Origin of the sequence: Tatumella sp. UBA2305 (genome assembly GCF_002345795.1) — a bacterium.
Lineage (GTDB): Bacteria > Pseudomonadota > Gammaproteobacteria > Enterobacterales > Enterobacteriaceae > Tatumella > Tatumella morbirosei.
The window spans coordinates 283,438-300,802 of the sequence record NZ_DDVT01000020.1 but is presented as its reverse complement, the minus strand read 5'-3'; the positions used below and the strand labels follow the sequence as shown (position 1 = coordinate 300,802).

The window sequence follows — 17,365 nt, the reverse complement described above, 5'->3', positions numbered from 1 at the left end:
GGTTTTAAGTTGGCAATAAAAAGGGCGACCGGAAAACCCGTCGCCCTTCTCTTTTTATTGCCAGAAGATTACTTACGGCGCCAGCTGGTTCCCTGCGGACCATCTTCCAGAATAATCCCCAGCTCATTCAGCTTATCGCGTGCGATATCTGCCTGCGCCCAGTTTTTACTCTCACGGGCGTCTTTACGCATTTTGATCAGTGCCTCAATCTCCGCCACTTCTTCGTCATTACTGACGGCAGAACTTTGCAGGAACAGTTCCGGGTCTTGTTGCAGAATACCCAGCACTTTAGCAAGCTGGCGCAGTTTGGCGGCCAGGGCATCGGCGGCGGCGGCGTCTTCGGTTTTCAGCCGGTTGACTTCACGTCCCATATCAAACAGCACGGAATAAGCTTCCGGGGTATTAAAGTCATCATTCATGGCATCCCGGAACCGTTGCTCAAACTCAGCCCCTTCGGCAGCCTCTGCCTGAGGATGAGTGTTCCGCAGTGCAGTGTACAGACGCTCCAGTGCCGCGCGGGCCTGCTTCAGGTTATCTTCACTATAATTCAGCTGGCTGCGGTAATGACCGGACATCAGGAAGTAGCGGACGGTCTCGGCATCATAATGCTTCAGAACATCGCGCACCGTAAAAAAGTTGCCCAGTGATTTGGACATTTTTTCACGGTCAATCATCACCATGCCGGAATGCATCCAGTAATTTACATACTCACCACCATGCGCACAGGTTGACTGAGCGATTTCGTTTTCATGATGCGGGAACATCAGGTCAGATCCACCGCCGTGAATGTCAAAATGCGCTCCCAGCTGGCTGCAGTTCATCGCAGAACACTCAATATGCCAGCCAGGGCGTCCCGCCCCCCATGGAGAAGGCCAGCTGGGTTCATCGGCTTTGGACATTTTCCACAGTACAAAATCCATTGGATTTTTCTTCACATCGGCGACTTCGACCCGTGCACCGGCCTGTAACTGTTCCAGATCCTGGCGGGAGAGTTCACCATAATGGCTGTCACTCAGCACATCGAACATTACGTCACCGTTGTCAGCTACATAGGCATGACCACGCTGCAGCAGTTTTTCTACCAGTTCGATAATCTCACCGATATGTCGGGTAGCACGCGGTTCCACGTCCGGCGGCAGAATACCCAGCGCATCAAAATCGCTGTGCATCTCGCCGATCATCCGGTTGGTCAGCACTTCAATGGTCTCACCATTTTCGTTGGCACGTTTAATGATTTTATCGTCAATATCGGTGATGTTTCTGACATATTTCAGCTGGTAGCCCAGATAGCGTAAATAGCGTGAAACCACGTCAAAAGCTACAAAAGTCCTGCCGTGACCAATATGGCACAGGTCATAAACGGTAATACCGCACACGTACATACCGACCTGACCGGCATGAATAGGTTTGAATTCCTCTTTTTGTCTGCTCTGAGTGTTATAAATTTTTAGCATTTAACTCTTCCGTTTAAACGTGTGCGATAACTGTGGTTATTGTGCCGTATTTTTCACGTGACTGCGACGTAAAGCAAGCCATCCGGCATCATCAGTTTTCGGCATACTGCCGTAACCCTGAATTTTATGATATAAGGAGCCTCTGCGATTGCCCTTCCCTGTAATCAGGAAGAGTTAAATACCGACAATAACCATGACAGGATGAAATTATGGTCACTTTCCAGACGAATTTTGGTGATATCGTTATTAAAACATTTGACGATAAAGCCCCGACTACCGTGCAAAACTTCCTGGAGTATTGCCGCGAAGGTTTTTACGACAACACTATCTTCCATCGCGTTATTAACGGTTTTATGATCCAGGGCGGTGGTTTTGAGCCGGGTATGAAACAGAAATCGACCAAAGCCGAAATCCGTAACGAAGCAAATAACGGTCTGAAAAACACCCGCGGTACCCTGGCAATGGCCCGTACCTCTGCGCCACACTCTGCCACTGCACAGTTTTTCATCAACGTTGCCGACAACGACTTCCTGAACTTCCGTGACGAAAGCCTGCAGGGCTGGGGTTACTGTGTGTTTGCTGAAGTAGTTGAAGGTATGGACGTGGTTGAGAAAATCAAAGCCGTCTCTACCGGCCGCAGTGGTATGCATCAGGATGTGCCAAAAGATGACGTTGTTATCCAGAAAGTGACCGTCAGCGAGTAATGCCGCGAACGCTGTTTATAGCAGATTTGCATCTGTGTCAGGAAGAACCGGCAATCACTGCCGGTTTTCTGCGTTTTTTACAACGCGAAGCCACAGACTGTGAAGCGCTGTATATCCTCGGTGACCTGTTTGAGAGCTGGATTGGTGATGATGACCCAAACCCGCTACATCAGCAGGTCGCCGAAGCCCTGAAGGCGTTAACCGTCCCGGTGTTCTTTATTCACGGTAACCGCGATTTCCTGCTGGGCCAGGCCTATGCCAGACGCTGTGGAATGCAGTTACTGCCGGAAGAGCAGTTACTGGAACTGTATGGCCGCCGGGTGCTGATAATGCATGGCGATACCCTGTGTACCGACGATGAGGGATACCAGCGTTTTCGTAAAAAAGTCCACCAGCCCTGGCTGCAACGGCTATTCCTGATGTTACCCTTGTTTGTCCGCCAGAAAATTGCCGCCAGAATGCGTAATGACAGCAGCAAGGCCAACCAGTCAAAAAGCATGGAAATCATGGATGTCAATCCACAGGCGGTAGAACAGGTGATGCAACGCCATCACGCTTCACTGTTGATCCATGGCCATACCCATCGTCCGGAAATCCACCATCTGACAGTCAGCCATCAGCCGGCACAACGTGCGGTACTCGGCGCATGGCACCGACAGGGGTCGGTGATCATCCTGGATGACAGTGGCGTCACCCTTCACGCTTTTCCCTGGTAAGTTTCACGTGAAATGTCCGGTTGTGTGGGTACGCAACCGTTTTCCTCCGCGCTGTCTCATGCTATTCTCACGCCCTTCTCAATGTGTATAACCTGTCCCGCTACAGGTTCTTTAATTGCTCACAGGAGTTGACCGCATGTCGTCGAATACTGCCCCGGCCCGTATCGCTATTATTATGGGTTCTAAAAGTGACTGGGCTACGATGCAGTATGCTGCAGAAATCCTTAACGAACTGAATCTTGCCCATCATGTGGAAGTGGTTTCAGCCCACCGCACCCCGGACAAACTGTTCAGTTTTGCTGAAAATGCCCAACAACAGGGCTTTCATGTGATTATCGCCGGTGCCGGCGGAGCAGCGCATCTGCCAGGTATGCTGGCGGCGAAAACCTTAGTCCCGGTGCTGGGTGTTCCGGTGCAAAGCGCCGCACTGAGCGGAGTCGACAGCCTTTATTCGATTGTGCAGATGCCACGCGGTATTCCGGTTGGAACGCTGGCCATTGGTAAAGCCGGAGCGGCGAATGCTGCACTGCTGGCCGCCCAGATTCTGGCAGTTAACGATCCTGCATTAGCGAGCCGTCTCAGCGCCTGGCGGACAGCGCAGAGCGATGCGGTTCTGGAAAACCCGGACCCACGGGAGGAAGCATGAAGTCAGTTTGCGTACTCGGTAACGGACAGCTGGGCCGGATGTTGCGCCAGGCCGGTGAACCACTGGGGATCGCCGTTTATCCGGTCGGCACCGATGCAGAACCGGAAGCGCTGCCGATTCGTCAGAGCGTGATCACCGCAGAAATTGAACGCTGGCCGGAAACCGCATTGACCCGTGAGCTGGCAAGCCACCCGGCGTTTGTCAACCGCGATATTTTCCCACGGCTGGCCGATCGTCTGACTCAGAAACAGCTGCTTGATCAACTGGGGCTGGCCACCGCGCCCTGGCAATTGCTGAGCGATGCCAGCGAATGGCCGGAAGTCTTTGCCCGGCTGGGTGAACTGGCCATCGTCAAGCGTCGCACCGGCGGCTATGACGGCCGTGGCCAGTGGCGTCTGCGTCAGCCTGACTGCCTGACGCTACCGGAAGAGTGCTACGGTGAGTGTATTGTCGAGCAGGGAATTAATTTTTCCGGCGAAGTTTCGCTGGTCGGGGCCCGGGGTCGTGACGGCACTACCGTGTTCTACCCTCTGACCCATAATCTGCATCATAACGGTATTTTGCTGAGCAGCGTAGCTCTGCCGCAGCCGGATGCCGACCAGCAACGTCAGGCGGAATCGATGCTTACCGCGATTATGCAGGAACTGGATTATGTCGGCGTGATTGCGATGGAGTGTTTTGTCACTCCACAGGGACTACTGATTAATGAGCTGGCACCCAGAGTGCATAACAGCGGTCACTGGACGCAAAATGGCGCCTCTGTCAGTCAGTTTGAACTGCACCTGCGGGCCATTCTTGGTTTAGCCCTATCCCGGCCAGTGGTTTTCGCCCCTTCAGTCATGGTGAATATCATCGGCTGTGCTCTGAATCTGCAATGGCTGGAACAACCTCTGGTGCACCTGCACTGGTACGAAAAAGAAGTGCGCCCTGGCCGTAAACTGGGTCACCTCAATCTCACCGACAGTGATACGCTCCGGCTTAAAGAGAATCTGCGGGCCCTGGTCCCACAGCTGCCGGAAGAATATGCCGCGGCTATCGACTGGGCCACCGAAAAACTGTAATTCCCCCTGCACAGGAACCCCGGTTTTCCTGTGCAGTCTCTCTGTTTTTGGCGCTAATTCCCGGCCAGCCATTGGTGCTGCCACCGGTTTCTGTGTAATACTCGGGCATACCTTGTAATGCGTTTTACGCCTTCCTTCCGCCATTAGCGTGTGAATTTATGCAAAAAAATATCTTAATCACCGGATGTTCCAGTGGTATTGGTGCGGTTGCTGCCAGTGACCTGTTGATGCGCGGCTACCGGGTTTTTGCCGCCTGCCGCAAACCGGAGGATGTCAGCCGGATGGAACAACTCGGTTACACGGGTATTTTGCTCGACCTGGATGACCCTCAGAGCGTGGAAGCAGCCGCCCGACAGGTCACGGAGCTGAGCGGCGGTAAACTCTATGCGCTGTTTAATAATGCCGGTTTCGGGGTTTATGGTCCGTTGCCAACCCTCTCCCGCCAGCAGCTGGAACAACAATTCTCCGCCAATTTTTTCGCCGTTCATCAACTGACGATGTTGCTGCTTCCGTGTTTACAGACCAGCGGAAATGCCAGAATAGTGAATACCAGCTCCGTGATGGGTCTGATTTCTACCCCGGGACGCGGTGCCTATGCCGCCAGTAAATATGCGCTGGAGGCCTGGTCGGATGCCCTGCGTATGGAACTGCAACACAGCGGTATCCGGGTCAGCCTGATTGAACCGGGCCCCATTTCGACGGAGTTTACCGGCAATGTCGTGCAGGGTGAATCAGAGAGTCCGGTGACCAATCCCGGTATTGCCGCCCGTTTTACCCTGCCACCGCAGGCAATTTTACCGAAACTGCGTCATGCGCTGGAAAGCCGCTATCCACGTCAACGCTATCCGGTCACGGTTGTCGCCCATATGATGTCTGTCGCGCGTCGTCTGTTACCAGGCATATTACTGGATCGAATTTTAAGCAGTCATTCAGCACCGAAAAAATAGCCGCTTGAACTCAGGCGGCCTGTCCCCATATCTGACAGATAACGGTTAATTTTTCAGACCAAGGAACACAGCCTATGTCACCGCAAGCCCCGATTATTGATGTTAATGAATCCAATCTGCAGCAGGTCCTTGAGCAATCGATGCAGGTGCCAGTGTTGTTCTACTTCTGGTCAGCCCGCAGCCAGCACTGCCAGGAACTGACCCCGGTCCTGGAGAAACTGGCTGCAGAGTATCGCGGACAATTCCTGCTGGCTAAACTGGACTGCGATGAACAGCAGATGGTCGCCTCACAGTTTGGCTTACGGGCCATACCGACAGTCTATCTGTTTAAAGACGGTCAGCCGGTGGATGGCTTCCAGGGACCACAACCGGAAGAAGCCATCCGCACACTACTGGAAAAAGTGTTGCCGCGTGAAGACGAAATCAAAGTTCAGCAGGCTCAGGCCTTACTGGATGAAGAGAAACCTCTGGAAGCCCTGCCTTTGCTGAAAGATGCATGGCAACTCAGCCAGCATGCCAGCGAAACCGGGTTCCTGCTGGCTGAGACGTTGTTGCAGCTGAACCGCAGTGATGAAGCAGAAGAAGTGCTGAAACACGTGCCATTGCAGGATAGGGATACCCGCTATCAAAGCTTACTGGCGCAGATCGATCTGCTGCGTCAGGCGGCGGATACCCCGGAAATCCAGCAACTGCAGACGGAACTTGATGCGGATCCAACCAATACCGGAATTGCCGCTAAACTGGCGGTTCAGTTCCATCAGGTGGGGCGTAACGAAGAAGCACTGGAACTGCTGTTCGGTTTTCTGAAAACCGATCTGGCTGCCGGGGGTGGCGAACTGCGCAAAACCTTCCAGGAAATTCTGGCAGCACTGGGAACCGGTGATGCGCTGGCCGGAAAATATCGCCGTCAGTTGTATTCCCTGCTCTATTAATCTCCGCGCTGCCACCGCATTGCTATTCGCGGTGGCAGCTTCCTGACAGACTGTCGAAAATCACCAAATTCCGGAGTCCGCACCAGGTCAGATATTCTATCCCCCCTCAGAGATAAGACATTTTAAGATATTAAAATAATTCACATCACTGAAAAATTCCCATTTACACGATTAGCGCCTTAATATAGTTTCAAAAATCCAGGATTGAGCATTTTCCATAGGATATCGTTGCGGAAAACGGAGTGATATTGATTTTATCAGGGAAGATAAAAATGCTAACAAAATCGTTCAGGTTTTCGACGTTAGGTTACCTGGCCCTTGAAGGGGTAGGTGCTTTACATGCCTCTTACACTCTGCTTCTGAATATCACTGAACACGATGTAAAAGAAGGGAAGAGATTATTTCTTTCCGCATCGATGTTATGTAATGCAGCCAGAGCTTATGGTTCCGGCGTGATTAAACCCTGGTGTACCGTCGAAAATAATATTGATAGTAAAAAATATATTTTAGATCCCCGGGGAAGCTCTTTTGCTCTCACTCCGGATGAAATTCTTATTGGGGGGAGCCCGATTTACTTTACAAGTGAGTGAAAAAATTCAGCCAGTTTTGAAAATAGTCAGCGGTTACGTTTTAAATACAGAGTATGCGGGCTCACTGGCGCCATTCCCCGGGAAAGCAACGCATTATATCTCACTGAATAAATTCAGGCAGGTGTAATATCAAAATGACATCATTACCTTGCAGAGCAATAGCCATTCTTTTTCTTCTTTTCAGCTATAAAAATGCCTGTTCCGGGTCTCTTTCAACAGAACGCAGTCCTGTCGCCGAAGTCGCCGTTCTGGTCGAAAAATTAGTGATGGCGGACTCTGCGCAAAGTAACGAGATCCTTTCAAAAATTAATTCAATTCGTAAACAATACCCTGAAAACACCGACATTCTGTTAATGTACACCAATAGCCTTATAGGCGAAAAACACTATAAAGAAGGTATTGAATTTCTTAAAACTCTCTGTAAAAAAAAACCAAACCGCACCTGTTTACTGACACGATGTATGTTGACACAAAGATTAGGGGATAAAGAGATTGGTTGCTACGAAGAGGTGGTACGCCTTTCCGAACAACAGCATTTGATTGATTCGGATTATATCACTGCGCTGTTCTTTACCGACACCAAAAAATTTAGCACTGTTAAACAACAGCTCATCAACAAAAACCAACTCAACGAGAATGACTTTTTAGTATTTAATTCGGATGAAGAAACTATTCTGCATGAATTTTTTCCATAAATCACTGACCCGCCCTCTGCCGGGTAATTCCCCGGATGACCGTTCTGTTCATCAGTATAATTTTATACTCAGACGAATTTAGGGGTCGGGAATAGCCGGATAATATTGGCCCGGGGTGAATTACATCCAAAACCCGAACCTGTCACCTGTGGCTCAGAAGGCCGTTGGCCCTTTTTCAGAAGTACTGTCCATAAAGGGAAATTATCGGCTGAAAAAAGATGGCTGTCTCCGCATCACTTGCGGTGGCAGCTTCCTGACAGGCTATCAATAATCGGGCATTCTGCCCCGTCATCCCCCGGGCAACTGTCGGCCAGTGTTATCAGGCGCTGACGCATTTCCTGAAGTTCCTGCATCTGCCGGTCGATATCACTGACTTTACGTAACGTGCGGGCTTTGATATCCGCGCTGTGACGATGAGGGTCATTAAACATACCTACCAGTTCCCGGCACTCTTCCAGGCTGAATCCGACCTGACGCGCCTGGCGTAACAGCGTCAGCTCTTCAATATGGTGCCCGGCGTAACTCCGATAGCCATTAGCACTGCGTTGCGGCGGGGTCATAATGCCCTTCTCTTCATAAAAACGAATCGCTTTGCTGGATAAACCGGTCTTGCGGGCTACATCGCTGATGTTCATTAAGCTTCTCCGTCACTGAATAGATCGTGCTGAGGGGCAGCCGGCAGAGTTCTCTGCGGGTTGCTGCTTTTAGGTTGACCTTTACCTTACAGGAAGGTTTACACTTTGGGTACAGTAAATAATCACTGTGCGACAGAAGGAGATAGTAATCATGTCTGACCCCCTGATTTTACAACTTGACGGCCTATCCTGTGGTCACTGTATTAAACGTGTCAAAGACGTTCTGGAACAGCGTGACGATGTCGCGACCGCCGATGTCACCCTGGAACAGGCTGTCGTTACCGGTACCGCCTCGGCAGAGGATCTGATTCCGGTCATTGAGCAGGCCGGGTATCATGCCAGCCAGCCACAGGCAAACGCTCACCCAAAGCCTGAACCGCTGACAGCAACTTCACCCGTGCCGGACGGGCTGGCAGCGGATCCCCTGACTCCGGCCAACCCGGCAGAGGATAATAGCCAGTCGGTGCAATTACTGATTGACGGTATGAGCTGTGCCAGTTGCGTTAGCCGGGTTGAAAAAGCATTAAACCAGGTCGATAAGGTCCGCCAGGCCCGGGTTAATCTGGCGGATCGCAGTGCCTTAATTAGCGGCAATGCCGATCCTCAGTCACTGATTGCTGCCGTCACCGCTGCCGGGTATGGCGCCATGCTGGTGGCTGACGAAACCGAACGCCGGGAACAGCAACAGAAATCTGCCCGGCAAAACTTTATTCGTTTCAGCTGGCAGGCGGCGGTCGCACTACTGGTCGGAATCCCGGTGATGATCTGGGGAATGACCAGCCATAATATGATGCTGACCTCCTACAACCAACTAATCTGGCAAATCATTGGCGTGATCACTCTGCTGGTGATGATTGTCGCCGGTGGGCATTTTTATCGCAGTGCCTGGAAAAGTTTACGCAACCGCACAGCAACCATGGATACACTGGTTGCCCTGGGCACCACAGTGGCCTGGGCTTACTCCGCCAGCGTGGTACTGTTCCCGGAAAGCTTCCCGTTGCCAGCACGGCATCTCTATTTTGAAGCCAGCGCCATGATTATCGGGCTGATTAATCTGGGACATGCTCTGGAACAACGAGCCAGACAGCACTCTTCTCAGGCCCTGGAGAAACTGCTGGATCTGACGCCTCAGGAAGCGACGGTGATCCGTGACGAAGGGGATATCTCTCTGCCTGTCAGCCAGATTGAACCCGGAATGCGCCTGCGGCTGCGTGCCGGTCACAGAGTTCCGGTGGACGGTATTATTGATTCAGGAGAAGGAACCATTGATGAGTCCATGCTGACCGGTGAAGCCTGGCCACAGCAAAAAACGGCCACAGACCCTGTGCATGCGGGAACACTGGTGGTTGACGGTACCCTGAGTTTTCGGGCAACAGCCACCGGTAAAAATACTGCACTGGCACGCATCATCTCGCTGGTCAGAAATGCCCAGAGCAGCAAACCGCGCATCGGACAGCTCGCCGACCGGATTTCGGCTATCTTTGTCCCTGCGGTGATTATTATTGCACTGCTGAGCGGACTGATCTGGTATCTGGCAGGCCCTGCTCCTCAGTTTGCTTACAGCATGGTGGTGATCACCAGCGTGTTGATCATTGCCTGCCCTTGCGCTTTAGGTCTGGCAACCCCGATGTCGATCATTGCGGGGGTCGGACGCGCGGCTGAAGCAGGGATCCTGGTGAAAGATGCTGACGCACTGCAACAAGCCAGCAATGTGGATACCATAGTGTTTGATAAAACCGGCACCCTGACCACCGGACGACCTGCGGTGACCGGCGTGACACTGTTTAATCACTCTTCCGAACAGCAAATTCTGACTCTGGCGGCGGCAGTCGAACAACATTCATCACACCCGCTGGCGACGGCAATACTGGCACGGGTCGATGCAAGCGCTCTGCCTAAGGTCAGCCATCTGCAAACGGTGGCAGGTAAAGGACTTTCTGCCGAATGCGATGGCCACCGGTTGCTGCTCGGCAATCAGTTGCTACTGTCTGATGCCGGTGTTGACATAGTCGCGGCCAACGAGAGTCTGCAAACCACGAGCCGGCAAGGCGCCACACCGGTTTTACTGGCGATAGATGGCCAACTGGCTGCACTGCTGGCGGTCAGCGACCCGCTGCGTCCGGAAACCCCACAGGTTGTGGCACGGTTACAACAACAAGGTTATCAGGTAGTGATGCTGACCGGCGACAGAAAACAAACTGCCGAAGTGGTGGCGGCCAATGCCGGAATACACCAGGTGATTGCCGAAGTGCTGCCGGCAGATAAAGCCAGTGCAGTAAAACGGCTTCAGCAACAGGGGCACAGTGTGGCCATGGTTGGCGATGGGATCAATGATGCGCCCGCGCTGGCTCAGGCAGACACCGGGATTGCTATCAGCGGTGGCAGCGATATCGCCATCGAAACCGCCACCATGGCTCTGATGCGTCAGGATTTACGGGCCGTCACTGATGCGCTAATGATCTCAGTGGCAACGCTGCGTAATATGAAGCAGAATCTGTTTGGGGCGTTTGTCTATAACTGTCTGGGTATCCCTCTGGCGGCAGGAGTGCTCTATCCGCTGACTGGAACGTTACTCAATCCGGTGATCGCGGGGGCCGCGATGGCCCTATCCTCTATCACTGTGGTGTCTAATGCTAACCGCTTGTTAAGATTCCGTTTACCTGAGCAGAATAAGCTATCCCTGCCCGCCGGAAATGACTAGCATAGAGCTACAGGTATTGATACAGGATATCCGGTAATGGCATCAGTGTGGCAATCGCTACAAAAATTATGGCAGGTAATACTGCCGGTCAGCTACCACTGGCCGGCTGTCGATTTGCGGGTGAACAACAGCCGGATTCATCTGGTCGGCAGTATTCATATGGGTACCCGCAATATGTACCCGCTGTCAGACCCCTTGCTCAGGCAACTGCGGGCCGCTGATGCACTGATCGTTGAAGCAGATATTCTTTCTGACCCTTCCCCGTTAAGCCATGATGATGAACGCCCACCGCTGGCTGAGCGTTTTGAGCCTGAGCTGACGACAGAACTACTAAAACGCTGTTCAGAAAATGAGGTCTTTCAGGCCACTATCGAACATCTGCCTGCCTGGCAAATCGCGCTGATCCTTCAAAGCCGCCAGGCTCAGAGACTCGGTCTGCGCCCGGAGTATGGCATCGATTATCAGTTGCTACAGGCGGCAAAATCGATGGGTAAACCGGTGATAGAACTCGAAGGTGCCAGCACTCAACTGGCATTGCTGACACAACTTCCTGATGACGGGCTGGCACTGCTCAGCGACTCTTTACAACACTGGCATACCAATGCCAGGCTGTTACAGACCATGATTAGCTGGTGGGTGGAAGGCCCGCCACGCGGCGAGTTACCGGTCGGGATATTACCCTCAACCTTCAGTAGCTCACTGAATGATACGCTGATCCGGCAACGTAATCTGGAATGGAAACAACAACTCAGCCGCCTGTCAGCAGGCCGGTACCTGGTCGCGGTCGGGGCACTGCATCTGTATGGCGAGGATAATTTACCCGCCATGTTTGGCCGGAAATAATCTGCCGGTCGCTATCGCCTGCCGGGAGTACCGGATAACAGACAACAAGGATAATTTATGACACCTGCAATCCTGCTACTGGAAAAACAGAAAATACAATTTCAGGTTCATCAGTATGAACATGACAGCCATGAAACCAATTTTGGCGATGAAGTGGTTCGGAAACTGCAGCTTAATCCATTACAGGTGTTCAAAACACTGCTGGTGGCACTGAACGGAGATGGGAAAAATCTGGCCGTTGCGGTGACTCCGGTGGCGACACAGTTGGATTTGAAGAAAGTAGCGAAGGCGTTAGGTGCCAAAAAAGCAGACATGGCAGATCCTCAGGTTGCACAACGCGTTACCGGTTACCTGGTGGGGGGAATCAGCCCGCTGGGGCAGAAAAAACGTTTACCTACGGTGATTGACCAGGGGGCGACTGAGTATCCGACGATGTACATTTCCGGGGGGAAACGCGGACTGGATATTTCACTCGCTCCTGCGGATCTTGCTGCCCTGCTTGCTGCGCCATTTGCAGACATCGCACGGCACGATTAATCACTCTGCTGACATAACTGGTCAATCATCCAGTAACCGGCGGGCCCGGGGGGATGGCGGGTTGACCAGATAACATCCATCCGGCTTTGTTGCTGCCAGCCAGGCAGCGCCAACTCGTGCAGTACTCCCCGGCCAAATTGCCGCACCATCCAGCAGGGCAATTCACTCCATCCAAACCCTTGCTCTGCCATATCCATCAATAACAGATAAGACGACGCTGACCAGGACTGACCTGACGTTTTATTTTCCGGCGGACGGATCCAGGTGTTTAGCCGCAACTGGCGTATCTGTTTCAGCACAGACGTTGTCAACTGAGACTCAGAGGCCACTGGATGCTGGTGATGGATATAGACTCCCATCCTCACCAGCACCTTTAAGCGTCTGGCTTCAAGCTCCGGTGATAATGCCGGCTGTTCACGAACCACGCCTAAATGCGCTCGTCCGGTCTGTAATAATTCCAGTACATCATCATCTTCCGCCACCAGACATTCAAACTCAATATCCGGGTAACGTTCTGCGAACCGGTGCAATAATATTTCATGGTGATCTGCCGGCCAGATATCGGAAATCGCCAGCGTCAGACGAGGTTCAATGCCCCGCGACATGCGGATGGCCAAATCATCCAGCCGCCGGCTGGCCGCCAGAATATCATTGACCCGCGCCAAAGCACGTAATCCCTCTTCCGTGAGCACCGGTTGCCTGCCGCTGCGCTCAAACAACAGAAACCCCATATCATCTTCCAGCCGCGCAACCGCTGCACTGATGGTGGACTGGCTTTTTCCTAATGCCCTGGCGGCGGCGGAGAAAGAACCGCTGGCCACAGTCTGTACAAAAGCTTCAAGTGATTCCGGTGAGTAACGCATCTCTGACCTATCGGTTTTTACGATACGTCCTCATTTTACTCTAAGGATGACTGCGGTGAAAATAGCCATAACTTTTTTTGGAGCCGATATCATGCGTAGCCGTTCAGCCACAGGACGTTTATTACACACCGTCAGTTATGAATTTTTTGCGTTGCTAATCACCATCCCGGGCGCCGCATGGCTCATGGACAAACCGATCGGCGGTATGGGTATCACCGCTATCGTACTATCGATTTCAGCGATGGTATGGAACCTGGTGTTTAATATCTTCTTTGACCGTCTTTTTCCGCCGCATGCTCCACGAGGTCCGGTGGTCCGTACCTTGCAGGCTGTGGGTTTCGAGGGAGGGTTTGTCATCATCGCCGTGCCCCTGACGGCAGTTATGTTGGACATCAGCCCGGCCAGCGCACTGATGCTGGATATCGGTTTTCTGATGTTTTATCTGCCTTATACTTATCTGTTTAACTGGTGTTGGGACAAGCTTCCGGCGGCAATAAACAGATTACGACGGTCCCGGCCCTGTATCCGCTAACCACTCTATTCCGGCCGTCTGACAGCGACCGGAATACATTCAACACAAGCGGACGGGACTGTGAGAGTAATAGCTCTGCAATCTTTTCCGGATTCAGGGTAAATTGTTTTACCGCAATTTCTCACTGGTCAGCCAGATTAATGATTGCATAATTTCATCGTCCTGGTCATAAAAATGTACAAACCCCCTCAATTTATCAGCTTACGATCCTGTAGTTCCGTCATCTGACAAGCTATCGCTGAGTACGACGGCACAGTTTTATGCTGTTATTTATTGTTAACCCTGAAAATTTACCCACGTTTTATAAAGAAGCGTAATTTTTCACCAGCTTTCGTTCAATTTTTGCTATTTTGGATAAATAACTGTGTTTCGGATTAGCATCTGATGTGCCCCATCATTCACGGCCAGCAAGGATTGCCATGCCGTTAAGGAGAGATCATGCACCATACTACTCCCCTGATCACCACCATTGTCGGCGCGTTAGTGCTGGCTTTTCTGCTCGGTATGCTGGCGAATAAACTGCGAATTTCTCCGCTGGTGGGTTATCTGCTGGCCGGTGTGTTGGCGGGCCCTTTTACCCCGGGATTTGTCGCTGATACCAATCTCGCGCCGGAACTGGCTGAACTGGGAGTCATCCTGCTAATGTTCGGCGTGGGATTACATTTCTCGCTGAAAGATTTAATGTCGGTAAAAGGAATTGCCATTCCCGGTGCGATTGCGCAGATCTTTGTCGCGACACTCCTTGGCCTGGGGCTTGCTTCGGCCCTCGGCTGGAATCTGATGACCGGTCTGGTATTTGGTCTCTGTCTGTCCACCGCCAGTACGGTGGTGTTACTCAGGGCTCTTGAAGAGCGACAACTGGTGGACAGTCAACGCGGCCGGATTGCTATTGGCTGGCTGATTGTCGAAGACCTGGTGATGGTGCTGACCCTGGTCTTACTGCCGGCTATCGCCGGGATGATGGAACAGGGAAATGCCAGTCTGAGTCTGTTGTTATGGGACCTGCTGATTACCATTGGCAAAGTAGTTGCTTTTATGGTGATTATGGTGGTTTTTGGCCGGCGAGCAGTGCCGTGGATTCTGGCGAAAAGCGCCGCCACCGGCTCACGTGAGTTATTTACCCTGGCCGTTCTGGCACTGGCGCTGGGTATTGCCTTCGGGGCCGTTGAATTCTTTGATGTTTCCTTCGCGCTCGGGGCTTTCTTCGCGGGGATGGTGCTGAACGAATCAGAACTGAGCCATCGCGCAGCACACGATACCTTGCCGCTGCGTGATGCTTTTGCGGTGCTGTTTTTTGTCTCGGTCGGCATGCTGTTTGACCCACATATTCTGATTGAGCGGCCACTGGCGGTACTCGGTGCTCTGGCCATCATACTGTTCGGCAAATCCGTCGCAGCCTGGTTGCTGGTGAGCTGGCTGGGTCATACCCGCCGCACCGCAATGACCATTTCGGTCAGCCTGGCGCAGATAGGTGAATTTGCATTTATCCTGGCAGGGCTGGGGGTGTCTCTGGGGCTGCTGAATGAAGACGGACGCAATCTGGTACTGGCTGCCGCTATCCTGTCGATCATGATAAATCCGGTAATGTTCACTCTGGCAGAGCGCTATCTGATGAAAACCGAACAGCAGAGCGATAACAGTCAGCCAGCTCAGCAGGAAGAGGAGATTCTGGTCCCGCTGGAGATCTGTAACCATGCCGTGATCGTCGGTTATGGTCGGGTGGGCAGCCTGTTATGTCAGAAGCTGACTAACCTGCGGATACCGGTGGTAGTGATTGAAACCACCAGGGCCCGGGTGGAGGTGGTCCGTGAACAGGGTATTCATGCAGTATCCGGAAATGCAGCACGCCACGAAATTATGGACGTCGCCCGACTGGATTGTGCCCGCTGGTTATTACTGACTATCCCTAACGGCTATGAATCCGGTGAGATCATTGCTGCAGCCAGAGAGAAACGCCCGGATATCGCGATTATTGCCAGGGCTCATTACGATGACGAAGTCACCTATATTATGGAACGGGGAGCTAACCGGGTAATTATGGGTGAGCGGGAAATTGCTAACAGCATGCTGGATATCCTGGAAACAGAGATAGAAGAGCAGCCGCTCAGCCAACAGTGTCCGGTCTGACCGGACTCCAGGCTGCCCATTTCCGGGCAGCCGGCATTCAACGATCCCAGTAGGCTTCTTCCAGACTGTCTTCCCGCTCCGGTAAACCCCGGCTTAGCCGTGGCGAGTGCTGATTCAGGACCTGATAACTGACCCGGTTAGCATATTTACATACCTGTGCCAGCGAGGAATACGTCAGATAATGGTGCGCATGTTTGGCGGAATTAGGCACTTTCTGCCGGTGGTAATTGTTGGCCGTAATATCGTGCAGCACCGCAGCCAGTGCCCCGTCGCCGGCGCCATTGGTATTCATAATTTTTTCCGGCCCACCCATATAAGGTGCGATATGTGAATAGATCTTTACCGGTTGCCGGCAATCCTGACGGCGCATTCCACGACTGAATTCGTACTGGTTAAACTCGGGAATAGCTCCTGGCAGTAATGGCAGATTAGTTTTCCGCTTGCTGGCGTCTTCGGTAAATCCGGCCATATACAGGCCAGCCGGTCCGGCGGTACAGAGTACCAGGTCAACCCATTGTAGTGCTTTATCTGTCGCCAGTAACGGATCTGATTCTCCTGTCAGCTCACAGGCTTCATCTTCATTCATTGCCACAATCGAAACATGTTCACTCAAAAAATCACGCCAGAATTGCGGGTTTTCTGCAATCACATGTCTCGTCCCCAGAGTCAGCACCACCGGCACCTGATGTTTTTTAGCGTATTCTATCGCTTTCATGGTGGCCTGTGGCATGGGTTCGCCCGCTTTCGCCCGCACCAGGTAAGAAGTGAGTACCAGCACAGCCGCTTCGGCAATTTGCTGTTCGGGAATACTTTCCGGAAGCAGCTGATTCATATCGCCGGGGCTTATCGCAAACGTCCGTTCACCCTGCTCACTGATCAGGGTGTAACAGCGGCCTATCGCCCCCAGGACTCCTTGCATACAGTTCAGGTCAACTTTGCTGGAGGTATTACACAGGTATCGGTAAGCATAATCACCGATTTTGATATTGCTGCACATCACCCCCAGTAATACCGAGCGGTCGTCTGCCAGTACTGAGTAATTATGCAGGGTGTTACCGATAGTGCCTCCGGCAAACTGGTGCGTAATCAGTTGCCCGGCCACCAGCTCGCGGTAAAGTGCCTCGGCGATATCATTATCGATCACCAGCGAATGCCCGCGGCTCAGGCCGTAGCGTTCAAGAAAGGAGTCATCCACTTTAGCTTCGATATCAACCATGATTTGATCGATACCGACCACCGGAGGCGTGGTCTCTGAATCGGCCGGGACGGCCTGAAGTAACGGGTCACGGGCACTGACCGGAAAATAATGTTTAGATTTACGCTGACCGGGGAATTTCATCTTTTTTAGTTAATCGCAGGAATAAACGCAAATTCTAGCATAA

17 protein-coding genes are annotated in these 17,365 nt (G+C 52.3%); 13 read left to right on the top strand and 4 right to left on the bottom strand.

Annotation, left to right across the window (positions count from 1 at the left end):
* Positions 1-68 precede the first annotated feature (68 nt).
* Positions 69-1,454 (bottom strand): cysteine--tRNA ligase, encoded by a 1,386-nt coding sequence (gene cysS / locus B3Z23_RS13890; protein ID WP_038018806.1) that lies wholly within the window; start codon positions 1,452-1,454, stop codon positions 69-71.
* 209 nt (positions 1,455-1,663) lie between these two features.
* On the opposite strand from cysS, the gene ppiB reads away from it, so the two are divergent.
* The 8 genes from ppiB to B3Z23_RS13850 all read left to right on the top strand — a co-directional run bounded on the left by ppiB (position 1,664) and on the right by B3Z23_RS13850 (position 7,745).
* The gene (gene ppiB / locus B3Z23_RS13885; RefSeq protein WP_038018804.1) at positions 1,664-2,158 is read left to right on the top strand and encodes a peptidylprolyl isomerase B; all 495 of its coding nucleotides are present in this window, start codon (positions 1,664-1,666) and stop codon (positions 2,156-2,158) included.
* On the top strand, positions 2,158-2,874 hold the full coding sequence (gene lpxH / locus B3Z23_RS13880) for a UDP-2,3-diacylglucosamine diphosphatase (RefSeq protein ID WP_294911106.1): 717 nt from the start codon (positions 2,158-2,160) through the stop codon (positions 2,872-2,874). The genes ppiB and lpxH overlap by 1 nt, the downstream gene beginning before the upstream one ends.
* Before the next feature lie 136 nt (positions 2,875-3,010).
* Positions 3,011-3,520, top strand: coding sequence for a 5-(carboxyamino)imidazole ribonucleotide mutase (purE, locus tag B3Z23_RS13875; protein WP_038018799.1), 510 nt, complete (start codon positions 3,011-3,013; stop codon positions 3,518-3,520).
* Entirely contained in the window at positions 3,517-4,581 is a 1,065-nt protein-coding gene (gene purK, locus B3Z23_RS13870; protein ID WP_294911102.1) for a 5-(carboxyamino)imidazole ribonucleotide synthase, read from the top strand. The genes purE and purK overlap by 4 nt, the downstream gene beginning before the upstream one ends.
* Positions 4,582-4,739: 158 nt before the next feature.
* Positions 4,740-5,528, top strand: a complete 789-nt coding sequence (locus tag B3Z23_RS13865; protein WP_294911099.1) for an SDR family oxidoreductase — start codon at positions 4,740-4,742, stop codon at positions 5,526-5,528.
* A 74-nt stretch (positions 5,529-5,602) separates the two neighbouring features.
* Positions 5,603-6,460, top strand: a complete 858-nt coding sequence (locus tag B3Z23_RS13860; RefSeq protein ID WP_294911097.1) for a co-chaperone YbbN — start codon at positions 5,603-5,605, stop codon at positions 6,458-6,460.
* Between the two features lie 272 nt (positions 6,461-6,732).
* Positions 6,733-7,050 carry a hypothetical protein gene (locus tag B3Z23_RS13855; RefSeq protein ID WP_294911094.1) on the top strand — a complete coding sequence of 106 codons (318 nt, stop codon included), beginning with the start codon at positions 6,733-6,735 and terminating at the stop codon, positions 7,048-7,050.
* 134 nt (positions 7,051-7,184) lie between these two features.
* On the top strand, positions 7,185-7,745 hold the full coding sequence (locus B3Z23_RS13850) for a hypothetical protein (RefSeq protein ID WP_294911092.1): 561 nt from the start codon (positions 7,185-7,187) through the stop codon (positions 7,743-7,745).
* A 233-nt stretch (positions 7,746-7,978) separates the two neighbouring features.
* Here the strand turns inward: B3Z23_RS13850 and cueR are convergent, their stop codons facing one another.
* A complete protein-coding gene (gene cueR / locus B3Z23_RS13845; RefSeq protein WP_294911089.1) occupies positions 7,979-8,380 on the bottom strand; it encodes a Cu(I)-responsive transcriptional regulator in 402 nt (133 codons plus the stop codon).
* A gap of 151 nt (positions 8,381-8,531) precedes the next feature.
* Here cueR and B3Z23_RS13840 point away from each other — a divergent pair, with 151 nt between their 5' ends.
* Genes B3Z23_RS13840 through ybaK form a run of 3 tightly spaced genes read left to right on the top strand, consistent with a single transcriptional unit; the run spans position 8,532 to position 12,461 of the window.
* On the top strand, positions 8,532-11,081 hold the full coding sequence (locus B3Z23_RS13840) for a copper-translocating P-type ATPase (protein ID WP_294911087.1): 2,550 nt from the start codon (positions 8,532-8,534) through the stop codon (positions 11,079-11,081).
* Between the two features lie 36 nt (positions 11,082-11,117).
* A complete protein-coding gene (locus B3Z23_RS13835) occupies positions 11,118-11,924 on the top strand; it encodes a TraB/GumN family protein (protein ID WP_294911085.1) in 807 nt (268 codons plus the stop codon).
* A 57-nt stretch (positions 11,925-11,981) separates the two neighbouring features.
* On the top strand, positions 11,982-12,461 hold the full coding sequence (gene ybaK / locus B3Z23_RS13830) for a Cys-tRNA(Pro)/Cys-tRNA(Cys) deacylase YbaK (protein ID WP_294911082.1): 480 nt from the start codon (positions 11,982-11,984) through the stop codon (positions 12,459-12,461).
* Here ybaK and B3Z23_RS13825 read toward each other — a convergent pair.
* Positions 12,458-13,324, bottom strand: a complete 867-nt coding sequence (locus B3Z23_RS13825; RefSeq protein WP_294911080.1) for a LysR family transcriptional regulator — start codon at positions 13,322-13,324, stop codon at positions 12,458-12,460. The two genes, ybaK and B3Z23_RS13825, sit on opposite strands and share 4 nt — an antisense overlap.
* A gap of 55 nt (positions 13,325-13,379) precedes the next feature.
* Here B3Z23_RS13825 and B3Z23_RS13820 point away from each other — a divergent pair, with 55 nt between their 5' ends.
* The gene (locus B3Z23_RS13820; RefSeq protein WP_349677222.1) at positions 13,380-13,856 is read left to right on the top strand and encodes a PACE efflux transporter; all 477 of its coding nucleotides are present in this window, start codon (positions 13,380-13,382) and stop codon (positions 13,854-13,856) included.
* A gap of 438 nt (positions 13,857-14,294) precedes the next feature.
* Positions 14,295-15,983: a YbaL family putative K(+) efflux transporter gene (gene ybaL, locus B3Z23_RS13815; protein WP_294911077.1), complete on the top strand. Its 1,689-nt coding sequence runs from the start codon at positions 14,295-14,297 to the stop codon at positions 15,981-15,983.
* Between the two features lie 37 nt (positions 15,984-16,020).
* Here the strand turns inward: ybaL and B3Z23_RS13810 are convergent, their stop codons facing one another.
* Positions 16,021-17,322 (bottom strand): inosine/guanosine kinase, encoded by a 1,302-nt coding sequence (locus B3Z23_RS13810; protein WP_294911074.1) that lies wholly within the window; start codon positions 17,320-17,322, stop codon positions 16,021-16,023.
* Between the last annotated feature and the right edge of the window lie 43 nt (positions 17,323-17,365).